Below are 25,706 nucleotides of genomic sequence, written 5' to 3'. Positions count from 1 at the left end.
TGCGGGCTCGCGCTCAGCCCCTCGTGCAATCAACCCATCGTGTAATAGGCCAAGAGGCCGATCACGCCGACGACGATGCGCCACCAGCCGAACAGAGCAAGGCCGCGCTTGGAGACGAAATCCAGCAGGGTCTTCACCACGAACCAACCCGAGATGAAGGCGGTGACGAAGCCGATGGCGGTCAGGCCGAGATTGTCGGTCGTCATCGTCTTGTAGGACTTGGCGAACTCATAGACGAAGGCGCCGACCATGGTCGGCATCGCCAGGAAGAAGGAAAATTCCGCCGCCGAGCGCTTGTCGAGGCCGAGCAGCATGCCGCCGACGATGGTGGAGCCCGAGCGCGAAACGCCGGGGATCATCGACAGGCACTGGAACAGTCCAATCTTCAGATAGACCGGCAGCGGCAGTACATAGCAATTGGAGAAGCGTTTCTCGATCTTGAACTGTTCGATGGCGAGCAGGACGAAACCGCCCGCGATCAGGGCGTAGCAGACCACTGGCACGTTGAAGAGATATTGCTTCATCTTGTGCTCGAGCAGCACGCCGAGGACCACGGCAGGCAGGAAGGCAACCAGCACGCCGAGGACGAAATGCTGGGCCTCCCGGTCCTTCGGCAAAGCGGTGGCGATGCGCCACAGCCTCTCGGCATAGACGGCGAGCAAGGCGAGGATGGCGCCGAGCTGAATGAGGATCACGAAGGAATCGTCACCCTCGAATTTCAGGTAGCGGGCTGCAAGCAGGAGATGACCGGTCGAGGAAACCGGGATGAACTCGGTCAGGCCTTCGACCACACCTAGGATGATCGCTTCCAGAATATTGGCCAGGGTCATGGGATGCCTTCGCGAGAATCGGGCGCCGATGCGGCCGCATGGCACCCGTGCGGGATGAATGGGAGCGGCCCTGGACCTCGCTGACGCGAGATACAGGCCGGAATCGTGGTGATTCTAGGCGCGAGTTATAACCAAACAGTAACCATGATGCAGCCGCACGGTCTTCCATGCGGCGATGAGGCGAGCGGCCACGACGAAGTCGCAGCCTTCGAGAACGTCTAATTCATGGTGACGTCGTTGTCCCGGCCTCTGCAAGCCTTTCGCAGTATGATTTTCATGACGTTGAAATCAAACTGCCTCTCGGGAAGGCGGGGGGAAGCTTCTGGGAAGACACCTAAGTCATGCGCGTCTTTGAAGGAAATGCTGTTTTGGAATATGATTTTGTTCAAATAAATTTATTTAGACATCAGTTTATCTTGGTGTCTTGAGAGGTGTATTGGAAGAAATATTTTCCGTCTTGTGAAAGCGTTTCCTATTTGCACTGTGCGTAGTACTTAAGTATTAGACATCCCTCCCAGTTAGGTATAGGTCGCAATGACAAGGCATTAGGTATTCGTAGTCAAACACTTAGAAGAAAATATCTTTTAAATTTCTACCGACATGATAGGAACTATGCAGCTGTAACGGTGTTGTCGCGGCGTGAGTGAACGCCCAGCCGATCCGGGGCGTCTTCTTGCTTGTCCTCAGTTGTGACGCCAAAATCCCATGCAAAAAGGGGTGGTGATTGAGCGAGTTGTCTTGGAGAAGCGCAGGATCTCTATCGGAGTGCGCCAAGATTCATAATGTCAGCCATTTCGGTTTGCAGAACCCTGTCAGCGTTCCGCTGCCGAACTACCAGTCGGCCGTCCTTGCAGACGCCCAGGCCCTGAGAGCGCATACCGGCTTCAAGGCTGCGCGGAGCGCGTTCGCGCGTCGCTACGTTTCCATTCTCAGGACCAATCTGCCGCTCATCCATATGGCGACGGATGAAATCCGCCTGATCGTGGGCGCCTATGTGCTGAGCCGCCACTTTGCCGCCTCGCCCAATGATCCGCCCGCGGGCGTCACGGTGGCGGATGTCCAGACTTTCTGCACCGTGCACGCCTTGGCGGGGCACAACCGCATCGGGGCCATGCTGAACCTGTTGCGCCAGGCGGGCTATCTGCGTCAGACCAAGGATCTGCGCGACAAGCGCATCAAGCGGCTGGAGGCGACCCGCGCCGGTATCACGATCGCTAAGCAGATCATCACGCCCTATCTGCAGGCACTCGCGCAATTGCAACGTGTCGACCACGCCGTCAGGCGGGTGGAGATCGACGATGCCTTCCTCGGCGCGCTGGCTCGCTATTGCAGCAATTATTTCCTGATGCATGGCACCTTGGTCGATCTCGTGCCCGAGATGCGGCTGTTCATGGCGCGCGATGCCGGGTTCGAAATCCTGCTCAAGCTGATTGCGACGGAAATGCCGGGAGAGATCCTGAAGGACCGTACCGTCCATTTCCATTATGGCGCCGTTGCCGACTGCTTCGGCGTCTCGCGTGTCCATGTCCGCCGCCTGCTCGAGGATGCGGCCGAGGAGGGCTATGTCACCTTGCATGCCCCCGGCGGGCGGGCGATCGAGATCCATGGGAGCCTGTTCGAACTCGTCGACAAGTTCATCGCCCTGCAGATGGCGCTGTTTCTGCAGGCGGTTCTGTATGCCGGTGGCAAAGCCTGACCGATCATACCGAAAAGTGGACGCGGTTTTCGGTAAAAACGATGCGACAACAATAATTTGCAAGCGTCGGGCCCTGCTTGCAGGGTGCAAGCCTTGGTGGCTGAACACGCTTTGATCCGGAACGCGCTGGCATGCAGTTCGAACAAAAGGCGGGCCCAATTGGGTCCGCCTTTTTCTCTTTCACAACACCTTGGAGGCTGCCTTCGTGGCGCCTGCCTTACCCGCGCAGCGTTGCCCCGGTCTTCTTGCCGACTTCGGCGATGATCTTGGCGGCAACGGCATCGATTTCGACGTCGGTCAGCGTGCGGTCCTGCGGCTGCAGCACCACCTCGACGGCGACCGATTTCTGATCCTCGGCGATGCCCTTGCCCTCATAGATGTCGAAGATCGACACGCCTGAAATCAGCTTCTTGTCGACGCCCTGCGTCGCCTTGACGATGTCGGCGGCCCTGACCTTGCGTGCGACCAGGAAGGCGAAGTCGCGGGTGACCGGCTGGAAGGGCGAGAGGGCCAGGACGCCGCGCGTCTTGGTCGCCTTGGGCTTGGGCACCGGGAGGGCGTCGAGGATGATCTCGAAGCCGACCACCGGCCCATCGGCGTCGAGCGCCTCCAAGGCCGAGGGATGCAGTTCGCCGAACCAGCCAATGATGTTCTGCGGGCCGAGCTGGATCGTGCCCGAACGGCCGGGATGGTACCAGGACGGCGCTCCCGACACGATCTGGAAGCTCGCGACCGGCGCGCCGAGGGCGGCCAGCAAAGTGAGGGCATCCTCCTTGGCGTCGAACACGCTCACCGCGCTTGCCGGCCCCGACCAGTGGCGGCCGAAGCCGTCGGGACGAGCTTGGTTGCGGCGGATGCCGCTGGCGGCGATCTTCTGGTCTTCCGGCCGATCTCCGCGGAAGATCTGGCCGACCTCGAACAGGGCGACGTCGCTGGTGCCGCGATCGGCATTGCGCTGGCCCGCCGCGATCAGGCCGGGCAGCAGGCTGGGGCGCATGTCGGAAAGATCAGCGGCGATCGGGTTGGCGAGCGACAGCGTCGGCTGGCCGCCGCCGAAGCGTTCGGCCTGGGCCTTGGCGATGAAGGACCAGGTCACGGCCTCCATCAGGCCGCGCGCGGCGAGGCTCCGTTTGGCCAGGCGGGTGCGCTTCTGCAGCACGGTGAGCACGGGCTGCGGCACGTGGGCCTCGCGCGGCAGCGGCGTCACCGGAATGGAATCGACGCCGACGATGCGCATCACCTCCTCGACGAGGTCCGCCTTGCCTTCGATGTCGGGGCGCCAGCTCGGCGCTGTCACCGCCAGCGCGTCCGGCTTGCGGATGACGCCGAAGCCGAGGCGCTCGAGGATGTCGGCGCTTTCGGCGAGGCTGGTCGCGAGCCCCGTCAGGCGTGCAACCTCGTGGGCCGGCAGATCCAACACCTCGGGTGCGGGGGTGACGCCGCCCACCACGAGGGTCTCGGTCGGCTTGCCGCCGCACAATTCAATCACGAGCTGAGTGGCGAGGTCGACGCCCGGTACCATGAAGGCGGGATCGACACCGCGCTCGAAGCGATAGCGCGCATCAGTGTTGATGCCGAGCGCACGTCCGGTGCGGGCGATGTTGAGTGGCTCCCACAGCGCCGATTCGATCAGCACATCGGTGGTGTTCTCGTCGCAGCCCGAATGCTCGCCGCCCATGATGCCGGCGATCGACTCCAGGCCCTTGTCGTCGGCGATCACGCAGATGCTGTCATTGAGCACATAGGTCTTGCTGTCGAGCGCGACGATGTTTTCGCCCTCGCGGGCGCGCCGGACGGTGAGGTTGCCTTCGATCTTGGCAGCATCGAAGACGTGCAGCGGCCGGCCGCGGTCGAAGGTGACATAGTTGGTGATGTCGACCAGCGCACTGATCGGGCGCAGGCCAATGGCGTTGAGCCGGCGCTGCATCCACACGGGCGAGCGGCCGTTCTTGACGCCGCGCACCAAGCGAAGCGCAAAGCCGGGGCATAGCGAGGGCGTGTCGCCGAAATCGAGCGTCACCGTAACGGGGCAGGGGCCTTCGCCGGCGATGGAGGGCACCGCGGGCGTTTTCAACCTGCCGAGGCCGGCGGCGGCGAGATCACGGGCAATGCCGGCGACGCCGGTGCAGTCGGGCCGGTTCGGCGTGAGGTTCACGTCGATCACCGGGTCGTTGAGGCCGGCATATTCGGCAAAGGGCATGCCGACAGGCGCGTCGGCAGGCAGGTCGATGATGCCGTCATGCTCGTCGGAGATTTCGAGCTCGAATTCCGAGCACAACATGCCGCGGCTCTCGACCCCGCGTACCGGCGCGATGGCGAGCGTGATGTTCTTGGCCGGGATATAGGTGCCGGGCGGCGAGAATACCGATTTCATGCCGGTGCGGGCATTGGGGGCGCCGCAGACCACCTGCACCGGATCGCCCTTGCCGGTATCGACCATGCAGACCCGGAGCTTGTCGGCATTGGGATGCTGCTCGGCCGAGACGACATAGGCGATCGAGAAGCCGGAGAGCTTCTTGGCAGGGTCCTCCACCCCCTCGACCTCGAGGCCGATGCGGGTGAGGGTCGCGACGATCTCGTCGAGCGTGGCTGAGGTTTCGAGGTGATCCTTGAGCCAGGAAAGCGTGAACTTCATTGCGGGCAGCCTAGTCCAATCGATTTGGCCATGCCGATAGCGCGTCGGGCAGGAAGATGCAAAGAAATCCCGGTTGAAAGCGAAAACGCGCGATGTTGTGGGATACCCGAGCGCGACCGAAGCGGGGTTCTGGCGGGATTTCATCCCGTTGGTTTGGCGTTGTGCTTCAAAGCTGACGCCGCCAACGATCGATAGAGTCATCTTCCAATTTCGGCCCTGGTATCGTGAATGAAACACCCCATGGGGGCAATCCGGCATGTTTTTCTGCAATTGCCTCGATACGGTCAGCAAGAAATACACACAAATACACATTTATCGTTGACGTTGGCCTAAATTGTGTGTATCAATACACAATCCTCAGATGAGGCGCGACGACATGAATGTGAAGCGCTCCCCGATGACACCGAGAGAGGTTGTCAGCCGCCTCAAAAAGGAAGGTTGGGAGCTGAAACGGAAAGGGCCGGGTGACCACCAACAATTCACCCGGTCCGGCCGGCCCGGAAGAGTGACGGTTGACATGGGAGTAAGGGAGATCCCAACCGGGACGCTCCGGTCGATATTCAAGCAGGCGGGGTGGGAGTGGTGAACTCCCACTCCTTCTTCGGATCACCAAGGAGGGTGTGATGAGGGCATTGGCATACGCATTGATCCATGAAGAGAATGGAATTTATGGCATCTCGTTCCCTGATTTCCCCGGCGCCGTATCGGGTGGAGGCTCGGCGGAAGAGGCGATTGCCAAAGGGCGGCAGGCATTGGCTCTGCATGTCGAGGGTATGGTCGAGGATGGCGAGGCGCTTCCTCTGCTCCGTGAGCTCTCCGAACTTCGGGTGGATCCCGAATTCGTGGAGTGGAGCAAGGATGCAGTGCTGGTCCTGGTTCCTGTCGACTTGCCGTCCAAACCCGTCCGCATCAACATCTCGATCGATGAGGGATTGCTTGATCGTATCGATCGAGCGGCCAAGGCACGCGGCGAAACCCGTAGCGGGTATTTGGCCAGTGCAGCGAGGGTCAGGCTTGCAGGGTAACCTATTTGCGCCGCACCGTTACGGTCGTGGTGACCTCTGAACATCAAGCGGCACGGATACACGATAACGGCGCGGCGAAGCGCATGATCTTCATCCCATTTGCATGGCGTAGCGCTTGGCTTCGGCGATCAGGGCGGCGACCAGGGGTGTCTGGGTTTCGCGCTTGGGTGTGATCAGGCCGACCTTGTGATGCGCCTGCGGCTCGACGATGGGGATCGAGCGCACATGGTCGCCGGCGCCCAGCATCTCGACCAGGATGGCCGGCATTACGCTCGACCAGCGCCCCGTGCGCACATGCGAGAGCAGCACCTGCATCGAGTTGGAAACCAGGGTCGGCGCCACCGGCGTCTCGGCATTGCGCAGGAGGTGGTCGACGATGCGCCGGTTCTGCATGTCGGGCGTCAGCAGGCAGAGCGGCACATGGCCGAGCTCCTCCCAGCTCACCGTGTTGCGGCCGGCGAATTCGCCATTGACGTCGGTGAGCAGGCAATAGCTTTCGCGATAGAGCTCCACCGTCGAGACCTTCCCCAGCGGCTCGTTGTCGAGATAGGTGATGCCGGCATCGATGGCCAGGTCCTCCAACTCCTGCAGCACACTGGTCGAGGGGCGCGAGAGGATGGTGAAGGTCACGTTGGGGTGGCGGGCGCGAAAGGGCGTGGTGATCGAGGCAACCATGGAGAGCGCCGTCGGGATCACCGAGATGGTGAGGTGACCGTTGAGGCCGCGCTTGAGCGCCTCGACCTCCTGGCGCATGGCGCGGCTGTCGCTGACGATGCGCCGGGCCCATTCCAGCACCCTGTCACCCTCCGGGGTGAAGCCCTGGAAGCGCGAGCCGCGCGCCACCAGCAGGACGCCGAGTTCGCCTTCGAGCTGCTTGATGCCGGCCGAGAGGGTGGGCTGGGTCACCCCGCAGATCTCGGCGGCCCGGCCGAAATGGTGCTCGCGGGAGAGAGCGATCAGGAATTCGAGCTTGTCGATCATGGCCCATCCTTCCAATCGAGGATTGAAGATCGGGGCGCCCGTAAGTTCGATTCTCTGCTCATGCCCGCTACTATGTCGTTGCCGCCGATGAAGGGCAATCAGCGCCTGCAAGATCCCCCGCACGCCCGAACACGCATCGGTTGCATCCCGTGACGAATCGCACGGAGAGGCCGGGGCGGCGGTGGCATTGTCATCCCATCAAAGCAAGCGCAGCCCGCGCAAGACAAGAATGGGAACGAGACGATGTTGAAGAAAATCCTGACCGGCGCCCTGGTTGCCGCAACACTGGCAGGCACCGCCATTGCCACCACCGGCACCGCCGAAGCCCGCTATGGCCGTGGTGGCGCCTTCGCCGCTGGTGCCGGTATCGGCCTGCTGGGTGGCCTGCTCGCCGGCTCCGCCTATAACAACAGCTATTATGGCGGCGGCTATTACGACGATTACCGCCCCGTCTACTATCGCCGCTGCCACATCGAGAAGCGCTGGGTCGACGGCTATTACGGCGGCTTCTGGAAGCGCGTGAGGGTCTGCTACTGAGCCCGAATTCGGGTTATCGGACCCTGCACCCCAACACCAGCCCGGTAGCCCGTAGGAAGCCCCGCCCCCGGTGGGGCTTCCGCCTTTTTGCGGTAAGGGATGATGGCCTGCAGGCCGTCACGGCTCGTTGGCGGGGAGCCTGTCCACAAAGACCAGTTCGCAACAATCCGCGTTGAACGCCAGGACCTGGGCCGGCTCGAACAGCCAGGGCGTGTTTCTTTGCCACCATCGAGCGGCTTGCGGGGAATGGTTCTCGAGCAGGCGCAAGGCGCTCGCGGCCTGCACTGAATAGGCCTGCCAAATTGCCGTCGGCGGCTTGAAACCCAAACGCTGCTTCAGAAGGCTGAGGACGCCGGCCGGATTGCGAAACCCGATTTCGACGATCATCGTCTCCGGCTCCGACGGCGCCGTTTCCAGCAGCGGCAGGGTCAGGCCGATCCAGGCCTGCCTGATGGCGATGGGAGCTTCTCCCTGGGGTGTCGCGTCGATCCTGATGCCGCGCCATGGGGTCAAGTAGGCCATCGACGTTTGCTCCATCACGAACGAAGGGCAGGCTCGTTCGTCCTCGTGAACAAATAAGCGAACAAAACGGCGAACGTCGACATTTCATCGCTGGTGGAGCGAGTAGGATTTGCCGATGTGGGAAAGAATGTGCATCACTCTTCGCATTGCAACATAAATTCCCAACTCCCCTCCAGACCGCGAGTGCTCATGCGACCGTCCTTCCGCCGCCTGCTCGTCGCCAATCGTTCCGAGATCGCCATCCGCGTGTTCCGGGCCGCCACGGAACTCGGCATCTCCACCATTGCCGTCTATGCGGAGGAGGACAAACTTTCGCTGCACCGCTTCAAGGCTGATGAAGCCTACCAGATCGGCAAGGGCAAGGGTTCTGAAAGGAATCTGGGACCGGTGGAGGCCTATCTCTCCATCGACGAGGTGATCCGCGTCGCCAAGGAAGCCAGGGCCGATGCGATCCATCCAGGCTACGGCCTGCTGTCGGAGAGCCCGGAATTCGCCGAAGCCTGTGCCGCCGCCGGCATCGTCTTCATCGGTCCCAGCCCCAAGACCCTGCGCACGCTCGGCAACAAGGTCGATGCGCGCAACCTTGCCATTTCGGTCGGCGTGCCGGTGATGCCGGCGACCGACCCGCTTCCCGACGATCCCGAAGCGATCAAGGCGGCGGCCCAGGCCGTGGGCTATCCTGTGATGCTCAAGGCCTCCTGGGGTGGCGGCGGGCGTGGCATGCGCCCGATCGAGAGCGAGGACAAGCTGCTCGATGCCGTCTTCACCGCCAAGCGCGAGGCCAAGGCTGCCTTCGGCAAGGACGAGGTCTATCTGGAAAAGCTGGTGCGCCGCGCCCGCCATGTCGAGGTGCAGATCCTCGGTGACGGCAACGGCACGCTGGTGCATCTGTTCGAGCGTGACTGCTCGATCCAGCGCCGCAACCAGAAGGTGATCGAGCGCGCGCCCGCGCCCTATCTCGACGAGGAGACGCGCCAGGGCCTGTGCGAATCGGCGCTCAAGATCGGGCGCGGCACCGATTATGCCGGCGCCGGCACCGTCGAGTTCCTGATGGATGCCGATACCGGCAAGTTCTATTTCATCGAGGTCAATCCGCGCGTCCAGGTCGAGCACACCGTCACCGAGGTCGTCACCGATCTCGACATCGTCAAGGCCCAGATCCGCATCGCCGAGGGCGGGCGCATCGGCGTCATCGGTGCCGATGGCGAGCTGGAGACCGGCATTCCCGCCCAGGACGACATCTTCATGCGCGGCCATGCGCTGCAGTGCCGGCTGACCACGGAGAATCCCGAGAACAATTTCATCCCGGACTATGGCCGCATCACCGCCTATCGCGGTGCCATGGGCTTCGGCATCCGCATCGACGGCGGCACCGCCTATTCCGGCGCGGTGGTGACACGCTGGTACGATCCGCTGCTCGAAAAGGTCACGGCCTGGGCCTCCACCCCGCAGGAAGCCATCGCCCGCATGACCCGCGCCTTGCGCGAATACCGTATCCGGGGCGTCGCCACCAACCTGCCCTTCCTGGAGGCGGTGCTGGCGCACGAGAAGTTCCGCTCCAACCAGTACACCACGCGCTTCATCGACGAGACGCCCGAGCTGTTCCAGTTCGCCAAGCGCCGCGACCGCGCCACCAAGCTCCTGACCTATATCGCTGACGTCACCGTCAACGGCCATCCCGAGGCGCGCGGCCGAGCGCGGCCGCCCGCCGAGGCGCGCACGCCGCATGCGCCCGAATTCAAGGTGAGGCCTGCCTCCGGCACCAAGCAGTTGCTCGACACGCTGGGCCCGGAGAAGTTCGCGAGCTGGATGAAGGAGGAAAAGCGCGTCCTCGTCACCGACACCACCATGCGCGACGCCCACCAGTCGCTGCTGGCCACGCGCATGCGCACCTACGACATCGCCGGCGTCGCCTCGGCCTATGCCGCCGGCCTGCCGCAGCTGCTTTCGCTCGAATGCTGGGGCGGTGCCACCTTCGACGTCGCTATGCGCTTCCTCACCGAGGATCCCTGGGAGCGTCTCGCTTTGATCCGCGAACGCGCGCCCAACATCCTCACCCAGATGCTGCTGCGCGGGGCCAATGGCGTCGGCTACACCAATTATCCCGACAATGTCGTACGGCTCTTCGTCAAGCAGGCGGCCGATGCCGGCATGGATCTCTTCCGCATCTTCGACTGCCTGAACTGGGTCGAGAATATGCGGGTGTCTATTGACGCCGTGCTGGAGGCCGGCAAGCTGGCCGAGGGCGCGATCTGCTATACGGCCGACCTTTTCGACGCCTCGCGCTCGAAATACGACCTGGCCTATTACGTCCGCATGGCGCGCGAGCTTGAAAAGGCCGGCTGCCATATCCTGGCGATCAAGGACATGGCGGGTCTGCTCAAGCCGGCCCAGGCCCGCAAGCTGGTGAGCGAACTCAAGCAGGAGATCGGCCTGCCGATCCACCTGCACACCCACGACACTTCGGGCATTGCCGGCGCCACCGTGCTGGCGGCGATCGAGGCTGGCGTCGATGCGGTCGATGCCGCCATGGATGCGATGTCTGGCACGACGTCCCAGGCCTGCCTCGGCTCCATCGTCGAGGCGCTCAGGCATTCCGAGCGCGATCCCGGCCTCGATCCGGAGGCGATCCGCCAGATCTCCTTCTATTGGGAGGCGGTGCGTACGCAATACACCGCCTTCGAGAGTGACCTGAAGGCCGGTGCGTCGGAGGTCTATCTGCACGAGATGCCGGGCGGCCAGTTCACCAATCTCAAGGAGCAGGCCCGCTCCCTCGGCCTGGAGACGCGCTGGCACGAGGTGGCCAAAGCCTATCGCGCCGCCAACGATCTGTTCGGCGACATCGTCAAGGTGACGCCGTCTTCCAAGGTGGTCGGCGACATGGCGCTGATGATGGTGGCGCAGGGCCTCACCCCGGAGGATGTCGCCGATCCCGCCCGCGAGGTCGCCTTCCCGGCCTCCGTCGTCGAGATGATGCACGGCGATCTCGGCCAGCCCGAGGGCGGCTGGCCTTCCGCCCTGCAGAAGAAGATCCTCAAGGATGCAGCGCCGATCACCGTGCGCCCCGGCTCGCTGCTGCCGCCGGCCGACATTCCGGCGTTGAAGGCGGAGGTGGAGAAGAAGATCGGCCGCGCCGTGGAGGGCAACGAGATCTCCTCCTATCTGATGTATCCCAAGGTCTTCACCGACTATGCCGTCACCGCCCGCAAATACGGGCCCGTTTCGGTGCTGCCGACCGCGACCTATTTCTACGGCATGGCGCCGGGCGACGAACTCACCATCGAAATCGAGCGCGGCAAGGCCCTGGTGATCCGCCTGCAGACGATGGGCGAGACCGACGAGGAAGGGCAGGTTCGAGTCTTCTTCGAGCTCAACGGCCAGCCGCGTATCATCAAGGTGCCCAACCGCCTGGCTGCCGGCAGCGTCAAGGCGCGCCGCAAGGCGGAGGACGGCAACGAGGCCCATATCGCCGCACCGATGCCGGGCGCCATCTCCACCGTGGCGGTGAAGGCGGGGCAGGCGGTCAAGGCGGGCGACGTGCTCCTGACCATCGAGGCGATGAAGATGGAGACCGCGCTCCACGCTCCGAAGGACGGCAAGATCGCCGAAGTGCTGGTCTCGCCCGGGGCCCAGATCGATGCCAAGGACCTCTTGATGGTGATGGGGTAACTTCCGGGTGCGCGGGCTTCCAGCGCGCTCTTTCCGCCGACCCTTGGAACCGGCGCATTTGCGGGTTAGGAAGAGCGGACGAGACGTCCGCGCACCCGGAAAGCCCATGTCCCCCGCCTTCACCCTCCATCCCCAGCTTGCAGGCGATTCGATCGCCATCGGCGACCTTGCCGTGTCGCATCTGCGCCTGTTGAACGATGCCAGCTTCCCCTGGCTTCTCCTCATCCCCAAACATCCCGATATCAGCGAGATCATCGAGCTCGACGAGGCTGATAGAACCGTGCTGATGCAGGAGATCGCCGCGGTCTCTCAGGCGCTGAAGGCTCTCACGGGCTGCGACAAGCTCAATGTCGCCGCCCTTGGCAATATGGTGCCGCAGCTTCATATCCACGTCATCGCCCGTTTCAAGGGCGACCCCGCCTGGCCGAAACCCGTCTGGGGGCAGGTGCCTGCACGGCCTTATGCGGAAGCTGTCGCCGCCGATTTGATTAGCCAGCTTCGCAGGCTGCTGTCGATTTCATGAAGATCTTGCCGGAAAAATTTGCCATGACACTGCATACTCTGTTCGATCGTTCCGCCGCCATCGCCTATTCGGTCAATCCACTCGATCGCGCCTCGGGTCAGCGCGAGGACGAAGCCTTCATCGCGGACAAGCTGGCCCATTCCTCATGCCGGTTCTTTGCCTTCTCGGGCGACATCCCGCTTCTGCGCATTCGCGACGGCGCCCATGAGGCTCTGTTCGATCGCGAGGAGATCGAATCTTTCAAAGATAGCCGGCAAATTGTCTTCCTCGGCCTGCAGTCCGATGGCAGTGCCGTGTTCGCACAGGCTTTCGACAAGGGGCTGGCCGACGAACTCGCCTGGCGCACGGATGTCGAGGCGATGGACCTGCGCTCCCTTGCCATGCGGGGCCTGGTGGCGCCGGGCATTCTCGGCGAGCTGTCCACGGCCAAGGAAGTGCTGGACTGGCACCAGCGTCATCGTTTCTGTGCCAATTGCGGCCAGGAGACCCGGATCACGTCCAGTGGCTGGCGGCGCGACTGTGCCAATTGCAGCACCCAGCATTTTCCCCGCGTCGATCCGGTGGTGATCATGCTGGCTATCGATGGCGATCGCTGCCTGATGGGTCGCCAGACCCGCTTTCCGGAAAAGATGTATTCGGCGCTGGCTGGCTTCCTGGAGCCCGGCGAGACCATCGAGGATGCCGTGCGGCGCGAGGTCCTGGAGGAATCGGGCATCGCCTGCTCGCATGTGCGCTATTTCGCCTCGCAACCCTGGCCCTTCCCCTCCTCCCTGATGGTGGGCTGCTTTGCCCGGGCGGTCGGCCGCGACATCAATGTCGACATCAAGGAACTCGAGGATGCGCGCTGGTTTACGCGCGAAGAGGTGGTCCAGATGCTGATCGACGAGCATCCGCAGGGCTTCAGCGCGCCCAGGCCGATGGCGATCGCCCATCACCTCCTGAAGGAATTCGCGGAGAAGGGCGGCGCGGTGGTGCCGTGAGGTTGGAGCGCGGACATCCTGTCCGCCTCTTGGAAGCGCTGCGCGTGATGGAGAGCAAGAGGCGGACAGGATGTCCGCGCTCCGTTCACTCCGCCGGTGGCGCGTGGTCGTCGCGGGCCGGATCGGCCGGGAACACGCCGAAGATGCGCATCTTGGTCGAGAAGAAGCCGAGTTCTTCCAAAGCGCGCTTGAGGTTCTTCTCCTCGGGGTGGCCGTCGACCTCGGCATAGAACTGGGTGGCGGAGAAATGCCCGCCGACCATATAGCTTTCCAGCTTGGTCATGTTGATGCCGTTGGTGGCAAAGCCGCCCATCGCCTTGTAGAGCGCGGCCGGCAGGTTGCGTACCGTGAAGATCAGCGACGTCACCGTCGGCCCCTTGCCCATGGGCACCCAATCCGGCTCGCGCGACAGCACCACGAAGCGGGTGGTGTTGTAGGGCTCGTCCTCGACGTCGGGCTTGAGGACCTCGAGGCCATAGATTTCCGCTGCCAGCGTGGAAGCGAGGGCTGATTTGCTCGGGTCCTGCCAGTCGCGCACCAGCCGGGCGGCGCCGGCGGTGTCGCTCTCGGTCACCGGCGTGAGGCCGAGGCCGCGCATGGTGATGCGGCATTGGCCGAGGGCCTGGGGATGGCTGTGGACCGTGCGGATGGTGTCGAGGCTCGCGCCCGGGACCGCCATGAGCTGATGGTGGATCGGCAGGAAATATTCGCCGATGATATGCAGGTCCGAGGTCGGCAAGAGATGATGGATGTCGGCGACGCGCCCCGCCACCGAATTCTCGATCGGGATCATGGCAAGCTCCGCCTCGCCGGAAGACACCGCATTGAAGGCGTCCTCGAAGGTCGGGCAGGGCAAGGGTTCGGCGTCGGGATAGACGTTGATGCAGGCGATATGAGAATTGGCACCAGGCTCGCCCTGGAACGAAACTTTCAGTTTGGACTCGGTCATCAGTTTAATGTCTTTCGAGAATCGCGCGGGCGCGTTCGAGATCTTCCTGTGTATCGACACCTAGCGGCACGGCGGGAACGATCGCAACATCGATGCGCATTCCCGCTTCCAGCGCCCGCAATTGCTCGAGGCGCTCGCGCTGCTCCAACGGTGCCGGTGGCAGCGTGACGAAGCGCTCCAGCGCGGCGCGGCGATAGGCGTAGAGGCCGATATGGTGATAGAGGTCGCCCTCGCCCCAGGGGGCGGTGGCGCGGGTAAAATAGAGCGCCCGCAACACGCCGGGCTCGATCGGCGTGCCCACCACCTTCACCACGCTGGAATTGGTCTTCTCCTCCTCGCGCGTGATCACGGCGGCGAGGGTGGCGATATCCACAGCCTCGTTGGCGAGCGGCCCGAACACGGCGCGGATCGATTCCGGCTCGATGGTCGGCAGGTCGCCCTGGACATTGATGATGGTGTCGTGCCGGCCCTCGGGGTCGATAGCGCTCAAAGCCTCGTAGATGCGATCCGAGCCGGTGGGGTGGTCGGGCCGCGTCATCACCGCTTCGCCGCCTGCGGCACGCACGGCGTCGGCGACCTCGGCCGTATCCGTCGCCACCACCGCCCGGCCCAGGCGCGATTCGCACGCCCGGCGCCAGACATGCACGATCATCGCTTCCCCTGCGATCGGGGCGAGTGGCTTGCCCGGCAGGCGGGTCGAGGCCATGCGAGCGGGAATCAGGATGAGGGGATGAGACAAGGAAATTCACCTAGAGGCCGTTGTGAACCATGGATAGGGTTTTGATGAGGTCAAGGCTGGCCACCTGCAGTGTCGCTTTTGCTCGACGAGTGCGTCGTTCCAGCCACGGGCTTTGCCTGTGGCAGACGTAGCAAGCCGCAAGGCTTGCGTCCTCGAACTCCTTCACCTCGAACAAAATCGCTCACGTCAAAATCCTATCCATGGTTCACAACAGCCTCTGAACGGCCGCTTCCGGAGCGGGGCGGCGAAAAGTAGCAAGCGCGCGCGATTTATACGAGTTGCAAACTACGGGTCAAACCGGATAGAGGGTCCCATGCGGTTTGCCGCTTGACAGAGTGGCTGCCGGAGTTTGTGTTTGGGGCAATCAGGTGCGGGGGCATCTTTTGCCTTTGGTCGCGTCTATTTCGCTAAGTCTATCTCGAGTCGGAGCCGGGGATGAGTTCGTCGTCATCGTTTGAACTGAACAAGATTGCCGGCGCAGTCCTGGGCACGCTGATGCTGACCTTGGGTCTGGGCATTGTCGCCGAGGAAATCTTCAAGCAGGAAAAACCGGAGAAGGCGGGCTATGAGCTCACCGACGCCGCGCCGGCCACCACTGCCGAGGCGCCTGCTGCCTCCCAGGATCCGCCGCTGGCCGAGCTGGTCGCCAAGGCCTCGGTCGAGAAGGGCGCCGCCATCTTCAAGAAGTGCGCTGCCTGCCATACCGACGACCAGACCGGCAAGAACGGCGTGGGTCCGAACCTGTTCGGTGTGATCGGCGGGCCGAAGGGCCACAAGACGGACTTCGCCTATTCCGATGCCATCAAGGCGCTGCACGACAAGGGCGAGACCTGGACGCCCGACGATTTCTATCACTTCATCAAGAGCCCGCAGGCTTTCGCCAAGGGCACCAAGATGTCCTTCGCCGGTCTGCCCAAGCCGCAGGACCGCGCCGACATCCTGGCCTATCTCAATTCGAAGAGCGAAAAGCCGATCGATCTGCCGAAGTAAGCAGCGGCGCTCTTGCCAGAATCTGCCAAAGCCGGGCTCATCGCCCGGCTTTTTGCTGTCGCGTGATCTGCAACTTTTCCGAATAAGGCGCGACAAGCCCTCTCCACGAAGTGGGGAGGGTGGCCCGACGAAGTCGGGTCGGGTGTGGCGGGCAGCGCTATGTCCCAAGCAAGCTTGCGCGGCCCGTCCCGCTATCGCGTCATGCATGGCGCACTGCCCGCCACACCCCATCCGTCATTGCTTCGCAATGAACAGCCACATCTTCGTTTCGAAGATGTGGCGGACTTCCCCACTTCGTGGAGAAGGCTGTTATGCCATAGTGGGATGGTATCGCGAGAGCTGCGCCCCTATCGCCGCCTGATCCCGAGCGGCACGCCTACCGTCGGAGGCACCGGCAGGTCTGCGTGGGCCCCGGCGATCGCCGCGATGCGCTCGGCGATCTCTGGCGGGAAGGGGGAGGAACGCCCGGCCTGCATGTCGACATGCACCAGGATCTGCTCGGCCGTGGCGAGCACTGCGCCATCAGCCTCGTTGGTCATGGCATGGAAGACGTGCAGGCGCTTGGCGTCGTGGTCGATGAGTTGGAGCGTCAGTGCCAGCGGATCGCCGATATGGGCCTCGCGCCGATTGTGGATGCGGGTTTCCATGGTGTAGATCGAGGAACCCGCGGCGCGATAGGCCTCGTCGACGCCGATCATGCGGAAGAAGACATCCGAGGAATCCCCGAACACCAAGAGGAAGGCGCTCTCCGTCATGTGGTCGTTATAGTCGGTCCACGCCTCGACCACCGGCGTGCGGTGCAGGGCCAGCGGGGCCGGGATCGGCTTGGCCCAATCCCAGCCCGCAAAGGGCTTGCCCTCGTTGGGGGTAGTGACCCGGCTCATTTCTGCTTCTTCAGGCCGAGCTTGTCGCGCGCTTCCGCTGGCGTGAGCGCCCGCCCGCCCAGACGCTCGATCACTTCCTTGGCGCGGGTGGTGAGCGACTGGTTGGTCGCATGTACGCCGCGGTCGAGCCAGATATTGTCTTCCAGGCCGACGCGGACATTGCCGCCCAGCAGCATGGACTGGGCCACGAAGGGCATCTGCATGCGGCCGATGGCGAAGGCGGCCCAATTGGCGCCCGGCGGCAGATGGTTGCGCATGGCGACCATGGTCTCGGTGGTGGCCTCCGCGCCCCAGGGGATGCCGAGGCAGAGCTGGAACATCGGCGGCGCGTCGATCAGGCCGCGCTTGATCAGATCCTTGGCCTGCCAGATATGGCCGAGTTCGAAGCACTCGATCTCGGGCTTTACCCCGACGGCCTGGATGCGCTCGGCCATCTCGCGCAAGGTCTCGCCGGTGGCCATGAACAGGCCGTCGCTGAAATTCACCGACCCGCAATCCAGCGTGCAGATCTCGGGCCTCAGTTCCTCGACATGGGCGACGCGCTCGGCCGCATTGGCGATGTCGGTGCCCGTGCCCCCGGTGCGCGGATTGGCGGGGTCGAAGAAGAAGTCGCCGCCCATGCCGGCGGTGAGGTTGATCACCACATCCACGCCCGAATCGCGGATGCGCTGGACGGCCTCGCGATAATGTTCGAGCTTGCGGCCGGCCTTGCCGGTGTCGACATCGCGGACATGCAGATGGGCGATGGCGGCGCCCGCCTTGGCCGCCTCGATGGCCGAGTCGGCGATCTGCTTGGGCGTGACCGGAATGGCCGGATGCTTGCCGACGGTGTCGCCGGCCCCGGTGATCGCGCAGGATATGATGACGTCGGTATTCACGGTGCTTCCTCCCTGTCGCGGGGATGTTAGGCCAGCCCCGTTTACGGACGTGACCTGTCGCGACAGGCACGATGCAGAATGCGACAGGGGCGCTGTGCCTGCTTTGCACGGGAGTTCCAAGAGCGGACGTCGCCGCCACATAGAGCGCCGCTCAATGTGGCTGTTGTCCGCGATCCCAGCCGCACCGCTTCCTGCGCGACGCCGCCAAGGTTTGCGCAAGAGACGCCAACGCTGGGACCGCGGACGTCTCGTCCGCCTTTCCTATCCGACAAACGTAATGCTTCCAGGATAGGCGGGACGAGAACGGTCCCGGGGAGCCTATCCCGCAGTGCGAATTTGTCCCAGAAACCCCCGCGCATTGTCGAGCGCCTCGCGCCGGTCTCGCCAGAAACGCTCATTGAGTTCATGGATGGCGATGACGTCGGCGGGGAAGCTGCACTGCTCGGCGAGAGCGTTCCAGGGCAGGCTGCCCCAGCCCAGCGGCAGATGCAGGTCGCCCAGGCCGAAGGCATTGGCCTCGGCGCTGTCATAAACCCAGGGCAGGTCGGGCTGGCCGAAGGAATCGTGCAAATGGAGGTGCTTGGCGAAGGGGGCCAGCGCCTTGGCCTCCTCCAGAAAGTCATAACCATATTGGCTGGCATGGATGTAGCCATGGCTGAAATCGAAGGTGGCCCGGACATGCGGGTGGTCGATCAGGGCGAGTTCCTCGGCCAGGCGCGCAATGCTGGGCGTCGCCGCATAGGGGCCGAAATCGAACAGGTTTTCGACACACAGCACGACATTATGCGCGGCCGCCGCCTCGCCGGCGCGATGGAGGTAGTCGCGCTGGCGGGCAGCCGCATTCTCGGCGTCGTGGCGCTCGTCGGCCTGCATCATGCCGGCATGGATGACCAGATGCGGCGCGCCGATGCGGGCCGCGATCTCGATGAAAGCCTTGGTCGTCTCCAGGAAGCGCGGCAGCAGCGCGGGCGGTGCCATGAAGTTGATCGGCAGCGGGCCGTGCACGGTGAAGCCGAAGGGACGGTCGCGGCATATGGCTTCGAATTCGGCGACGCGCGAGCCGATCGGGCGCCCGGCCAGCACGAGGTCGTAGTGGTAGGCCGGCAGCTCGACAAAAGCGAGGCCGAGATCGGTAACCTCGTCCAGCGTGGCGGCGAGGCCGGACAGATCCGGCTGGCCCTCGCGCGAGGTCAGGCCGACAGCAGGCTGGGTGGGCATTTCAGTCTCCTTTGATGGTGTCGAAGCAGCATAGGCTTCCTGATCGCTGCCGGTATCAGATTGTTGACGATATCGCTTTTACACTCCGGAATATTTGTTGCGTCGCAATAATGCTGCTATGACAAATCCGTGACGAGCATTCGGCGACGGACCTGCAATCCTGTAGTTTGGTGGTGCTATGTTTGAAGAACTTAGGGGCATGATGGGGTTGGGCGCGATTTCTGCGCCCGTCTACACCATCTACGAAGCGACGCATGCGGCGCTGGGCCCGACTAGAGCTTTTTCCGACGCGACCCGGGCGTTTTTTGAAAATCCGGGCAATCCTTTTTCTATGACCACCTGGGGCAAGTCGGTTGCGGCAGCCTGCGAGGTCTTCGAGCGCGTGACGCGCCGCTACGGCAAGCCGGCCTTCGACATCAAGGACGTGCTGGTGGGCGGCGAGCGCGTGGCCGTGCATGAGGAAGTCGTCTGGCGGCGGCCCTTCTGCAATCTCCTGCGTTTTTCCCGCGCCATCCGCGGCAATCGCCGTCCGGATCCCAAACTCCTGATCGTGGCGCCGATGTCGGGCCATTACGCCACGCTGCTGCGCGGCACGGTCGAGGCCTTCCTGCCCAATCACGAGGTCTACATCACCGATTGGATCGATGCCCGGCTGGTGCCGGTGTCGGAGGGGCGTTTCGATCTCGACGATTATATCGACTATGTCATCTCGATGCTGCATGTGCTCGGCTCCGACACCCATGTGATCGGCGTCTGCCAGCCTTCGGTACCGGTGATGGCCGCCGTTTCCCGCATGGAAGCGGAGAACGACCCCTATGCGCCGCTGACCATGACGCTGATGGGCGGCCCGATCGACACCCGCCTCTCGCCGACCAAGGTCAACGACGTCGCCGTGGAGAAGGGCGTCGATTGGTTCCGTTCGAACGTCATCACCAAGGTGCCGTTCCCCAATGCCGGCTTCATGCGCGACGTCTATCCCGGCTTCCTGCAACTGACCGGCTTCATGACCATGAATCTCAGCCGCCATTTCGACGCCCACAAGACGCTCTATTTCGATCTGGTGCGCGGCGACGGCGACAGCGCCCAGAAGCATCGCGAATTCTATGACGAATATCTCTCGGTGATGGACCTGACGGCGGAGTTCTATCTGCAGACGGTCGATACCGTGTTCATCAAATATGCCTTGGCTAAGGGCGAGATGACCCATCGCGGCAAGCCGGTGGATCCGGGCGCCATCCGCAACACCGCGCTCTTCACCATCGAGGGTGAGAACGACGACATCACTGGCCACGGCCAGACCCATGCGGCGCATGGCCTGTGCGTGAACCTGCCGGCCGACAAGCGCGCCCACTACACCCAGATGAACGTCGGGCACTATGGCGTCTTCAACGGCTCGCGCTTCCGCTCCGAGATCGCTCCGCGCATTTCCGACTTCATCCGCTCCAATCTGGCGCCGCACAAGCCGAGCCCGGGCGGTGCCAACGATCCGATTCCGCTGGATTCCAAGCGCGGCAAGGGCCCGGTGAGGCCGGTCTCGGTCTGATCGCATCACCGCACAAGATTGCCAGCGAGTGCGAACGTCCTCGTGCACAGGCGCTGACCTTACCCACCCCTCCAGGGGAGGGTAAGGTATCCGGAATTCCGTCCACAGGGCTGGTGCCTATGAACACCTGTTTCTGCGCTTGCCCGGAACGTGTTCGAGCATCGTCTTCGCTTTCCCACCTCTGGGGCTTCGTGCCGGTGTACCAGTCCGTTGACGGCTGTCCGCCAAGGCCATAGGGCTGGAAGGATCAAAAAGGGAGGCGGGTGGTCCATGCGCAATCTGACGGGCTTTGTTTTGATGGTCTCGTCTTGCCTTGCTGGTGGCATTCCGGCCGCCGCCGCACAGGATTTCGGCAGGGACGCGGGGCAGGTAACCATCCGCACCGAAAATTATCCGCGCCCGCCCTATTCCGAGGCGACCTATTACATTTACGAGCAGAGCGAGGCGATCATCTGTACCAAGCTCGAGGTTTGCAACAAATTCGGTGATTGCACCACGAGCTATAAGAGCGGCTTCTATAAGGACGATCCGGACATCGAAACTGGGAAGGCCTACGGCAGCACGCCGCCAGTCGTCATCGCGCCCAGCAAATACGCCAAGCATGTCTGCCTGATGAAATATTCCCGTGGCCGATGGTGAGGCTGGCAGCTGGCTATCGCGCCGACCCGCCGGGTTGCCGCAACCTTGGGGAATGACGCTAGAGCGTTTTGCGATTTGGCGGTTACGCCAAGAATCGCAAAGACGCGTCGAAACAAGGAGTTAGAGCAAACAAGCGTTTCCGTCTAAACGCGTTTTGCTCTATGGTGCGCGGGCGAAATCTGTTCCTCCCCCATAGAGATCCTGCTTGCCCCATTCCATCTTGCGCCTCCGGCCCGCCCGCCACCTGATCGCGGCGGCCCTGCTTTGCCTGTCCGTCGCCCCCTTTCCCGTCCGAGCCGAGACTGCAGCCAAGATCGCTGTTTGGCCTCAGGCCGATAGCGACCTGAAGCCCGAAGCCGGCATCCGCTTCGGTGTGCTCGGCAACGGCATGCGCTTTGCGGTGATGCGCAACACCACGCCGGCGGGGCAGGCCGCCATCCGGTTGCGTATCGGATCCGGCTCGCTGCAGGAGGCCGACGACCAGCGGGGTCTCGCCCATATGCTGGAGCACATGGCCTTCAAGGGCTCGACCCGGGTGCCGGAAGGGGAGATGGTGCGCATCCTGCAGCGCAAGGGGCTGGCCTTCGGAGCCGACACCAACGCCCATACCAGCTATGACGAGACAACCTATGCGCTCGACCTGCCGGAGGTCGATGCCGATACCGTCTCCACCGGCCTGATGCTGATGCGCGAGACGGCGAGCGAACTCACGCTCAGCGCCTCCGCCCTCGATCGCGAACGCGGCGTCGTCCTTTCCGAGGAGCGCCTGCGCGACACGCCAGGCTATCGCAGCATCATGGGCCTGTTCAACGTCCTCCTCGCCGGACAGCGCGTGCCGGAGCGCGCGCCAATCGGCAAGACCGAGATCATCCGCACCGCCCCCATCGAGCGGCTGCGCGCCTATTACCAGGCCAATTACCGTCCGGACCGTGCCACTTTGCTCGTGGTCGGCGACATCGACCCCGCCGCCATGGAGGCGGAGATCCGCCGGCGCTTCGAGGACTGGAAGCCCGTCGGCCCGGCCGTGGCCGAGCCCGACCTCGGCCAGCCTCTCAAGCGCGGCGTCGGTGCCGACGTCGTCAAGGTTCCGGGCGCGAACACCAAGATCTACCTGGCCTGGATCCGCCCCTTCGACGCCGCGCCGGACAGCTATGCCAAGCGGCGCCAGAGCGCGATCGAATATGTTGGCCTGTCGGTGCTCAAGCGCCGTCTCCAGGCCCTGTCGCGCAAGGCCAATGCGCCCTTCATCGCGGCTGATGTCGGCCTGCAGGATCTCTACGAATCGGCCCGCGCCGGCCTGTTGTCCGCCGATGTCGAAACCGGTGCCTGGGACAAGGGCCTGGCCGCGCTCGATCAGGAACAGCGCCGTCTCGTGCAGTTCGGCACAAGCCAGGCCGAGGTCGACCGCGAGGTGGCGGAATATCGTTCCGCCCTGCAATCATTGACCGATGGTGCGGCGACGCGCACCAGCCCGGATCTCGCCGCGATGCTCGCCAGCAGCGTCGACGAGAGCAAGGTCTTCACCTCGCCTGCCGACGATCTCGTTCTTTTTGAGCGCATGGTGAAGGGATTGACGGCCGCCGAGGTCGACAAGGCTGTTCAGGCGGTGCTCTCCGGCAGCGGTCCGCGCCTTGTGCTGCAGGGCGCCGAGCCGCCGGAGCCGGCCGCGGTCGAGAAGGCTTATGCACGCTCGCAGGCCGTTCCCGTGACCGCGCCGGCCGATGCCGCCGAGGTGGTCTGGCCCTACACCAAATTCGGCACGCCGGGCGACGTCGCCGAGCGCCGTGCCGTGGAGGATCTCGGCCTGACCATGGTGCGCTTTGCCAATGGCGTGCGCCTCACCGTCAAGCCCACGAAGTTCAGGGCCGACGAGATCCAGGTCCGTGTCGATATCGGCCGGGGCCGGCTCGATCTGCCGCATGACCGCCCGATCCCGACCTGGACCGCCCAGGCGGTTGAGCTCTCGGGCCTGAAGGCGATCGACTATGACGATATGCAGAAGGTGCTGGCGTCGAAGATCGCCAGCGTCGGCTTCTCCCTGGAGGACCGTGCCTTCAAGTTCGAGGGCACGACGCGTCCGGCCGATCTTGCCACCCAATTGCAGATCTTCGCCGCCTATGCCTCCGATCCCGCCTGGCGGCCGGAGGTCTTCGAGCGTATCCGGCAGCTCTATCTCGCCAATCTGCCGCAATATGAGGCGACGGCCGGCGTGGTGGTCAGCCGGGACTTCCAGGGGCTGATCCACTCCGGCGATCCGCGCTGGACCTTCCCGGACCGCCCGCAATTGCTGGCGGCCAAGGCCGGCGATTTTCAGGCCCTGTTCGCGCCGGTCTTCGCTGAGGGCGCTCTCGACATCACCATTGTCGGTGATGTCGGCGTGGATGAGGCCATCCGTCAGGTCGCCGCGACCTTCGGTGCCCTGCCGCCCCGCCCGGTGCCGCAGACGCCGGCCGCCGACGCTGCTGCGGCCTTTCCGGCCATCAAGGCCGAGCCGGTCGTGCAGAGCCATTCCGGGCGCCCGGACAATGCCGCCGTCCTGGTCGCCATGCCGGTGGGCGATATGCTGTCGGACATTCCGCGCAGCTTCACGGCCGACCTTGCCAGCTCGATCCTGGTCAATCGCCTGATCGACGAGTTCCGCATTGCCGAAGGGGCGACCTATTCTCCCCAGGGCTCAGTCGATCTGTCCTCTTCCCTGCCGGGCTTCGGCTATGTCTATGCCATGGTCGAGACCACGCCGGCCAAGGTCGCCTCCTTCTATGCCCTGGTGGACAAGATCGCGGCTGATCTCATCGAGAAGGACGTTTCGCCCGACGAACTTGCTCGTGCCCGTGCGCCCAAGATCGAGACGATCAGGCGCCGGCAGCAGGAAAACGACTATTGGCTCGGCAAGGTAAGCGGCAGCCAGACCGATCCGCGGCGCCTCGAGCTGATCCGCGCCGGCCGGGACGGTTACGACAAGGTCGGCCCAGCCGATATCCGCGCTTTCGCCCAGACCTATTTCAAGCCCGGCAATGTCTGGAAGCTGACGGTGCTGCCGGCCGGAGCCGCCGCGGCGCGCTGAGACGCGGAGGCGGAGAACCAGCCTCTTGCCGGTCAGGCCCGCGCCTGCGCCCTGATTGCCGGCACCAGATCGGCGAAGGCCTGTTCGGCCAGCCTGGCGGTCTCGGTCTCCACCGAGCGGTAGGCGGCGAGCAGGTTTTCGCCGAAGGCGGTGAGGCGGGCGCCGCCGCCATGGCTGCCGCCGGCCGAGGTCTCGATGGCGGGCTGGCCGAACATGGTGTTGACCGCATCGAGAAGCAGCCAGGCTCGGCGATAGGACATACCGAGTTCGCGGCCCGCCGCCGAGATCGAGCCGGCCCGTTTCACCGCCTCCAGCAGGTCCATTTTGCCCGGGCCGAGCCGGGCGTCCTCGCCGAAGCTGATCTTGAGGCGGATCGCGGGTGGGCCGGACATGATCGGTCTCCTCAAGCACAGGGCGGGAGCAAAGCGCGCTTGGCTCTCAAGCAGGTGTCATTGCGATTACGGGCGAACCGCCCTATTCAGGAGAATATAGCGTATTCGGGCGCAGGCCCAAGGTCTGACATCGGTTGGCCTGATGTCGATGGGCCGCGTGCCATAGAGTGAAAGTGCGATTCATCAAAGTCGCGCTTTCACCCTAACTCTTTGTTTCGACGCATTTTCTCAAAAAATGCTTTAGGCGGAGGAATGGGGGCGTGCTTTCGCCTGAAGAATGGACGGCCCTGTGGCTCAGCCTCGAGATTGCCGGCTTGGCCACGCTGATTTCGGTGCCCTTTGCGGTCGCCGCCGCCTGGGTCCTCGCTCGCCGGGCCTTTCCCGGCAAGGCGCTGTTCGACGCTCTTGTCCATCTGCCGCTGGTGCTGCCGCCGGTGGTCACCGGCTATGTCCTCCTGATTTTGCTTGGGCGCAACGGCCTGATCGGCTCTTTCCTCGCGTCGAAGCTCGGCATTGTCTTCGCCTTCCGCTGGACCGGCGCGGCCATCGCCTGCGCCGTGATGGGCTTTCCCCTGATGGTGCGCGCCATCCGCCTCGCCGTCGAGGCGGTGGATCCCAGGCTCGAATCGGCGGCCGGCACGCTCGGCGCCAATCCCTTCTTTTCCTTCCTCACAGTAACGCTGCCTCTCGCCATTCCCGGTATCATCGCCGGTATGGTGCTGGCCTTCGCCAAGGCCCTGGGCGAGTTCGGCGCCACCATCACCTTCGTCTCCAACATACCCGGCGAAACGCAGACCCTGTCGGCGGCGATCTATACGGCGCTGCAGGATCCCAATGGCGACAATACCGTGATCCGCCTGACCCTGGTCTCGGTGGTGCTCGCCTTCGGTGCGCTGATCATCTCCGAGGCGATGGCCCGGCGTGCCCGCTCCAGGCTCGGACAAGCCGGCCAGAGCTGATGATCGGGGCCTGTCTTGCAATGTGGAGCAGGGCATATCACTTCTGAACGCCC

Annotated in this window: 22 protein-coding genes; 12 read left to right on the top strand and 10 right to left on the bottom strand. The window is 63.7% G+C overall.

What is annotated here, in order from left to right:
* Nucleotides 1-29 precede the first annotated feature (29 nt).
* On the bottom strand, nucleotides 30-830 hold the full coding sequence (locus tag AB4037_RS24345) for an undecaprenyl-diphosphate phosphatase (protein WP_434958266.1): 801 nt from the start codon (nucleotides 828-830) through the stop codon (nucleotides 30-32).
* Between the two features lie 724 nt (nucleotides 831-1,554).
* Between AB4037_RS24345 and AB4037_RS24340 the strand changes: the two genes are divergently transcribed.
* Nucleotides 1,555-2,526: a hypothetical protein gene (locus AB4037_RS24340; protein ID WP_441773257.1), complete on the top strand. Its 972-nt coding sequence runs from the start codon at nucleotides 1,555-1,557 to the stop codon at nucleotides 2,524-2,526.
* A gap of 217 nt (nucleotides 2,527-2,743) precedes the next feature.
* Here AB4037_RS24340 and pheT read toward each other — a convergent pair whose 3' ends face one another.
* A complete protein-coding gene (pheT, locus tag AB4037_RS24335; protein ID WP_441773256.1) occupies nucleotides 2,744-5,161 on the bottom strand; it encodes a phenylalanine--tRNA ligase subunit beta in 2,418 nt (805 codons plus the stop codon).
* A gap of 361 nt (nucleotides 5,162-5,522) precedes the next feature.
* Here pheT and AB4037_RS24330 point away from each other — a divergent pair, with 361 nt between their 5' ends.
* Together AB4037_RS24330 and AB4037_RS24325 are read left to right on the top strand one after the other, a co-directional pair.
* Entirely contained in the window at nucleotides 5,523-5,747 is a 225-nt protein-coding gene (locus tag AB4037_RS24330) for a type II toxin-antitoxin system HicA family toxin (protein ID WP_441773255.1), read from the top strand.
* Between the two features lie 37 nt (nucleotides 5,748-5,784).
* Nucleotides 5,785-6,186 (top strand): type II toxin-antitoxin system HicB family antitoxin, encoded by a 402-nt coding sequence (locus AB4037_RS24325; RefSeq protein ID WP_434958262.1) that lies wholly within the window; start codon nucleotides 5,785-5,787, stop codon nucleotides 6,184-6,186.
* 90 nt (nucleotides 6,187-6,276) lie between these two features.
* Here AB4037_RS24325 and AB4037_RS24320 read toward each other — a convergent pair whose 3' ends face one another.
* Nucleotides 6,277-7,167 (bottom strand): LysR family transcriptional regulator, encoded by an 891-nt coding sequence (locus AB4037_RS24320; protein WP_441773254.1) that lies wholly within the window; start codon nucleotides 7,165-7,167, stop codon nucleotides 6,277-6,279.
* 243 nt (nucleotides 7,168-7,410) lie between these two features.
* Between AB4037_RS24320 and AB4037_RS24315 the strand changes: the two genes are divergently transcribed.
* Nucleotides 7,411-7,704: a hypothetical protein gene (locus AB4037_RS24315; protein WP_434958260.1), complete on the top strand. Its 294-nt coding sequence runs from the start codon at nucleotides 7,411-7,413 to the stop codon at nucleotides 7,702-7,704.
* Between the two features lie 117 nt (nucleotides 7,705-7,821).
* Here AB4037_RS24315 and AB4037_RS24310 read toward each other — a convergent pair whose 3' ends face one another.
* The gene (locus AB4037_RS24310) at nucleotides 7,822-8,226 is read right to left on the bottom strand and encodes a hypothetical protein (protein WP_441773253.1); all 405 of its coding nucleotides are present in this window, start codon (nucleotides 8,224-8,226) and stop codon (nucleotides 7,822-7,824) included.
* A gap of 189 nt (nucleotides 8,227-8,415) precedes the next feature.
* On the opposite strand from AB4037_RS24310, the gene pyc reads away from it, so the two are divergent.
* From pyc to nudC, 3 genes are all read left to right on the top strand, one after another.
* Nucleotides 8,416-11,895, top strand: coding sequence for a pyruvate carboxylase (gene pyc / locus AB4037_RS24305; RefSeq protein ID WP_441773252.1), 3,480 nt, complete (start codon nucleotides 8,416-8,418; stop codon nucleotides 11,893-11,895).
* 106 nt (nucleotides 11,896-12,001) lie between these two features.
* Nucleotides 12,002-12,418 carry an HIT family protein gene (locus tag AB4037_RS24300; RefSeq protein WP_441773251.1) on the top strand — a complete coding sequence of 139 codons (417 nt, stop codon included), beginning with the start codon at nucleotides 12,002-12,004 and terminating at the stop codon, nucleotides 12,416-12,418.
* Between the two features lie 23 nt (nucleotides 12,419-12,441).
* Nucleotides 12,442-13,398 (top strand): NAD(+) diphosphatase, encoded by a 957-nt coding sequence (gene nudC / locus AB4037_RS24295; protein WP_441773250.1) that lies wholly within the window; start codon nucleotides 12,442-12,444, stop codon nucleotides 13,396-13,398.
* A gap of 85 nt (nucleotides 13,399-13,483) precedes the next feature.
* Here the strand turns inward: nudC and AB4037_RS24290 are convergent, their stop codons facing one another.
* Nucleotides 13,484-14,347, bottom strand: coding sequence for a prephenate dehydratase (locus tag AB4037_RS24290; RefSeq protein WP_434958255.1), 864 nt, complete (start codon nucleotides 14,345-14,347; stop codon nucleotides 13,484-13,486).
* 4 nt (nucleotides 14,348-14,351) lie between these two features.
* Nucleotides 14,352-15,086 (bottom strand): 3-deoxy-manno-octulosonate cytidylyltransferase, encoded by a 735-nt coding sequence (locus AB4037_RS24285; protein ID WP_434958254.1) that lies wholly within the window; start codon nucleotides 15,084-15,086, stop codon nucleotides 14,352-14,354.
* Between the two features lie 435 nt (nucleotides 15,087-15,521).
* On the opposite strand from AB4037_RS24285, the gene AB4037_RS24280 reads away from it, so the two are divergent.
* The gene (locus tag AB4037_RS24280; protein WP_434958253.1) at nucleotides 15,522-16,076 is read left to right on the top strand and encodes a c-type cytochrome; all 555 of its coding nucleotides are present in this window, start codon (nucleotides 15,522-15,524) and stop codon (nucleotides 16,074-16,076) included.
* 347 nt (nucleotides 16,077-16,423) lie between these two features.
* On the opposite strand, the gene AB4037_RS24275 is transcribed toward AB4037_RS24280, so the two are convergent.
* The 3 genes from AB4037_RS24275 to AB4037_RS24265 all read right to left on the bottom strand — a co-directional run bounded on the left by AB4037_RS24275 (nucleotide 16,424) and on the right by AB4037_RS24265 (nucleotide 19,056).
* The gene (locus AB4037_RS24275; RefSeq protein WP_434958252.1) at nucleotides 16,424-16,960 is read right to left on the bottom strand and encodes a thioesterase family protein; all 537 of its coding nucleotides are present in this window, start codon (nucleotides 16,958-16,960) and stop codon (nucleotides 16,424-16,426) included.
* Nucleotides 16,957-17,838 (bottom strand): 3-keto-5-aminohexanoate cleavage protein, encoded by an 882-nt coding sequence (locus AB4037_RS24270; protein ID WP_441773249.1) that lies wholly within the window; start codon nucleotides 17,836-17,838, stop codon nucleotides 16,957-16,959. Before AB4037_RS24270 ends, AB4037_RS24275 begins: the two co-directional genes overlap by 4 nt.
* A gap of 318 nt (nucleotides 17,839-18,156) precedes the next feature.
* Nucleotides 18,157-19,056: a sugar phosphate isomerase/epimerase family protein gene (locus AB4037_RS24265; RefSeq protein ID WP_441773248.1), complete on the bottom strand. Its 900-nt coding sequence runs from the start codon at nucleotides 19,054-19,056 to the stop codon at nucleotides 18,157-18,159.
* Nucleotides 19,057-19,234: 178 nt separating this feature from the next.
* Here AB4037_RS24265 and AB4037_RS24260 point away from each other — a divergent pair, with 178 nt between their 5' ends.
* The 3 genes from AB4037_RS24260 to AB4037_RS24250 all read left to right on the top strand — a co-directional run bounded on the left by AB4037_RS24260 (nucleotide 19,235) and on the right by AB4037_RS24250 (nucleotide 24,302).
* On the top strand, nucleotides 19,235-20,599 hold the full coding sequence (locus tag AB4037_RS24260; protein WP_441773247.1) for a polyhydroxyalkanoate depolymerase: 1,365 nt from the start codon (nucleotides 19,235-19,237) through the stop codon (nucleotides 20,597-20,599).
* 270 nt (nucleotides 20,600-20,869) lie between these two features.
* Nucleotides 20,870-21,238, top strand: a complete 369-nt coding sequence (locus tag AB4037_RS24255) for a hypothetical protein (protein ID WP_434958248.1) — start codon at nucleotides 20,870-20,872, stop codon at nucleotides 21,236-21,238.
* Between the two features lie 205 nt (nucleotides 21,239-21,443).
* Complete coding sequence (locus AB4037_RS24250) at nucleotides 21,444-24,302, top strand: M16 family metallopeptidase (protein ID WP_434958247.1); 2,859 nt, start codon at nucleotides 21,444-21,446, stop codon at nucleotides 24,300-24,302.
* 32 nt (nucleotides 24,303-24,334) lie between these two features.
* On the opposite strand, the gene AB4037_RS24245 is transcribed toward AB4037_RS24250, so the two are convergent.
* Nucleotides 24,335-24,694 (bottom strand): winged helix-turn-helix domain-containing protein, encoded by a 360-nt coding sequence (locus AB4037_RS24245; protein ID WP_441773246.1) that lies wholly within the window; start codon nucleotides 24,692-24,694, stop codon nucleotides 24,335-24,337.
* A 260-nt stretch (nucleotides 24,695-24,954) separates the two neighbouring features.
* Here AB4037_RS24245 and modB point away from each other — a divergent pair, with 260 nt between their 5' ends.
* Complete coding sequence (gene modB, locus AB4037_RS24240) at nucleotides 24,955-25,653, top strand: molybdate ABC transporter permease subunit (protein ID WP_434958245.1); 699 nt, start codon at nucleotides 24,955-24,957, stop codon at nucleotides 25,651-25,653.
* Nucleotides 25,654-25,706: the final 53 nt, after the last annotated feature.

The organism is Labrys sp. KB_33_2 (assembly GCF_052114505.1).
GTDB lineage: Bacteria > Pseudomonadota > Alphaproteobacteria > Rhizobiales > Labraceae > Labrys.
The sequence above is the reverse complement of the archived record's forward strand: the minus strand, read 5'-3'. Positions and strand labels throughout refer to the sequence as shown.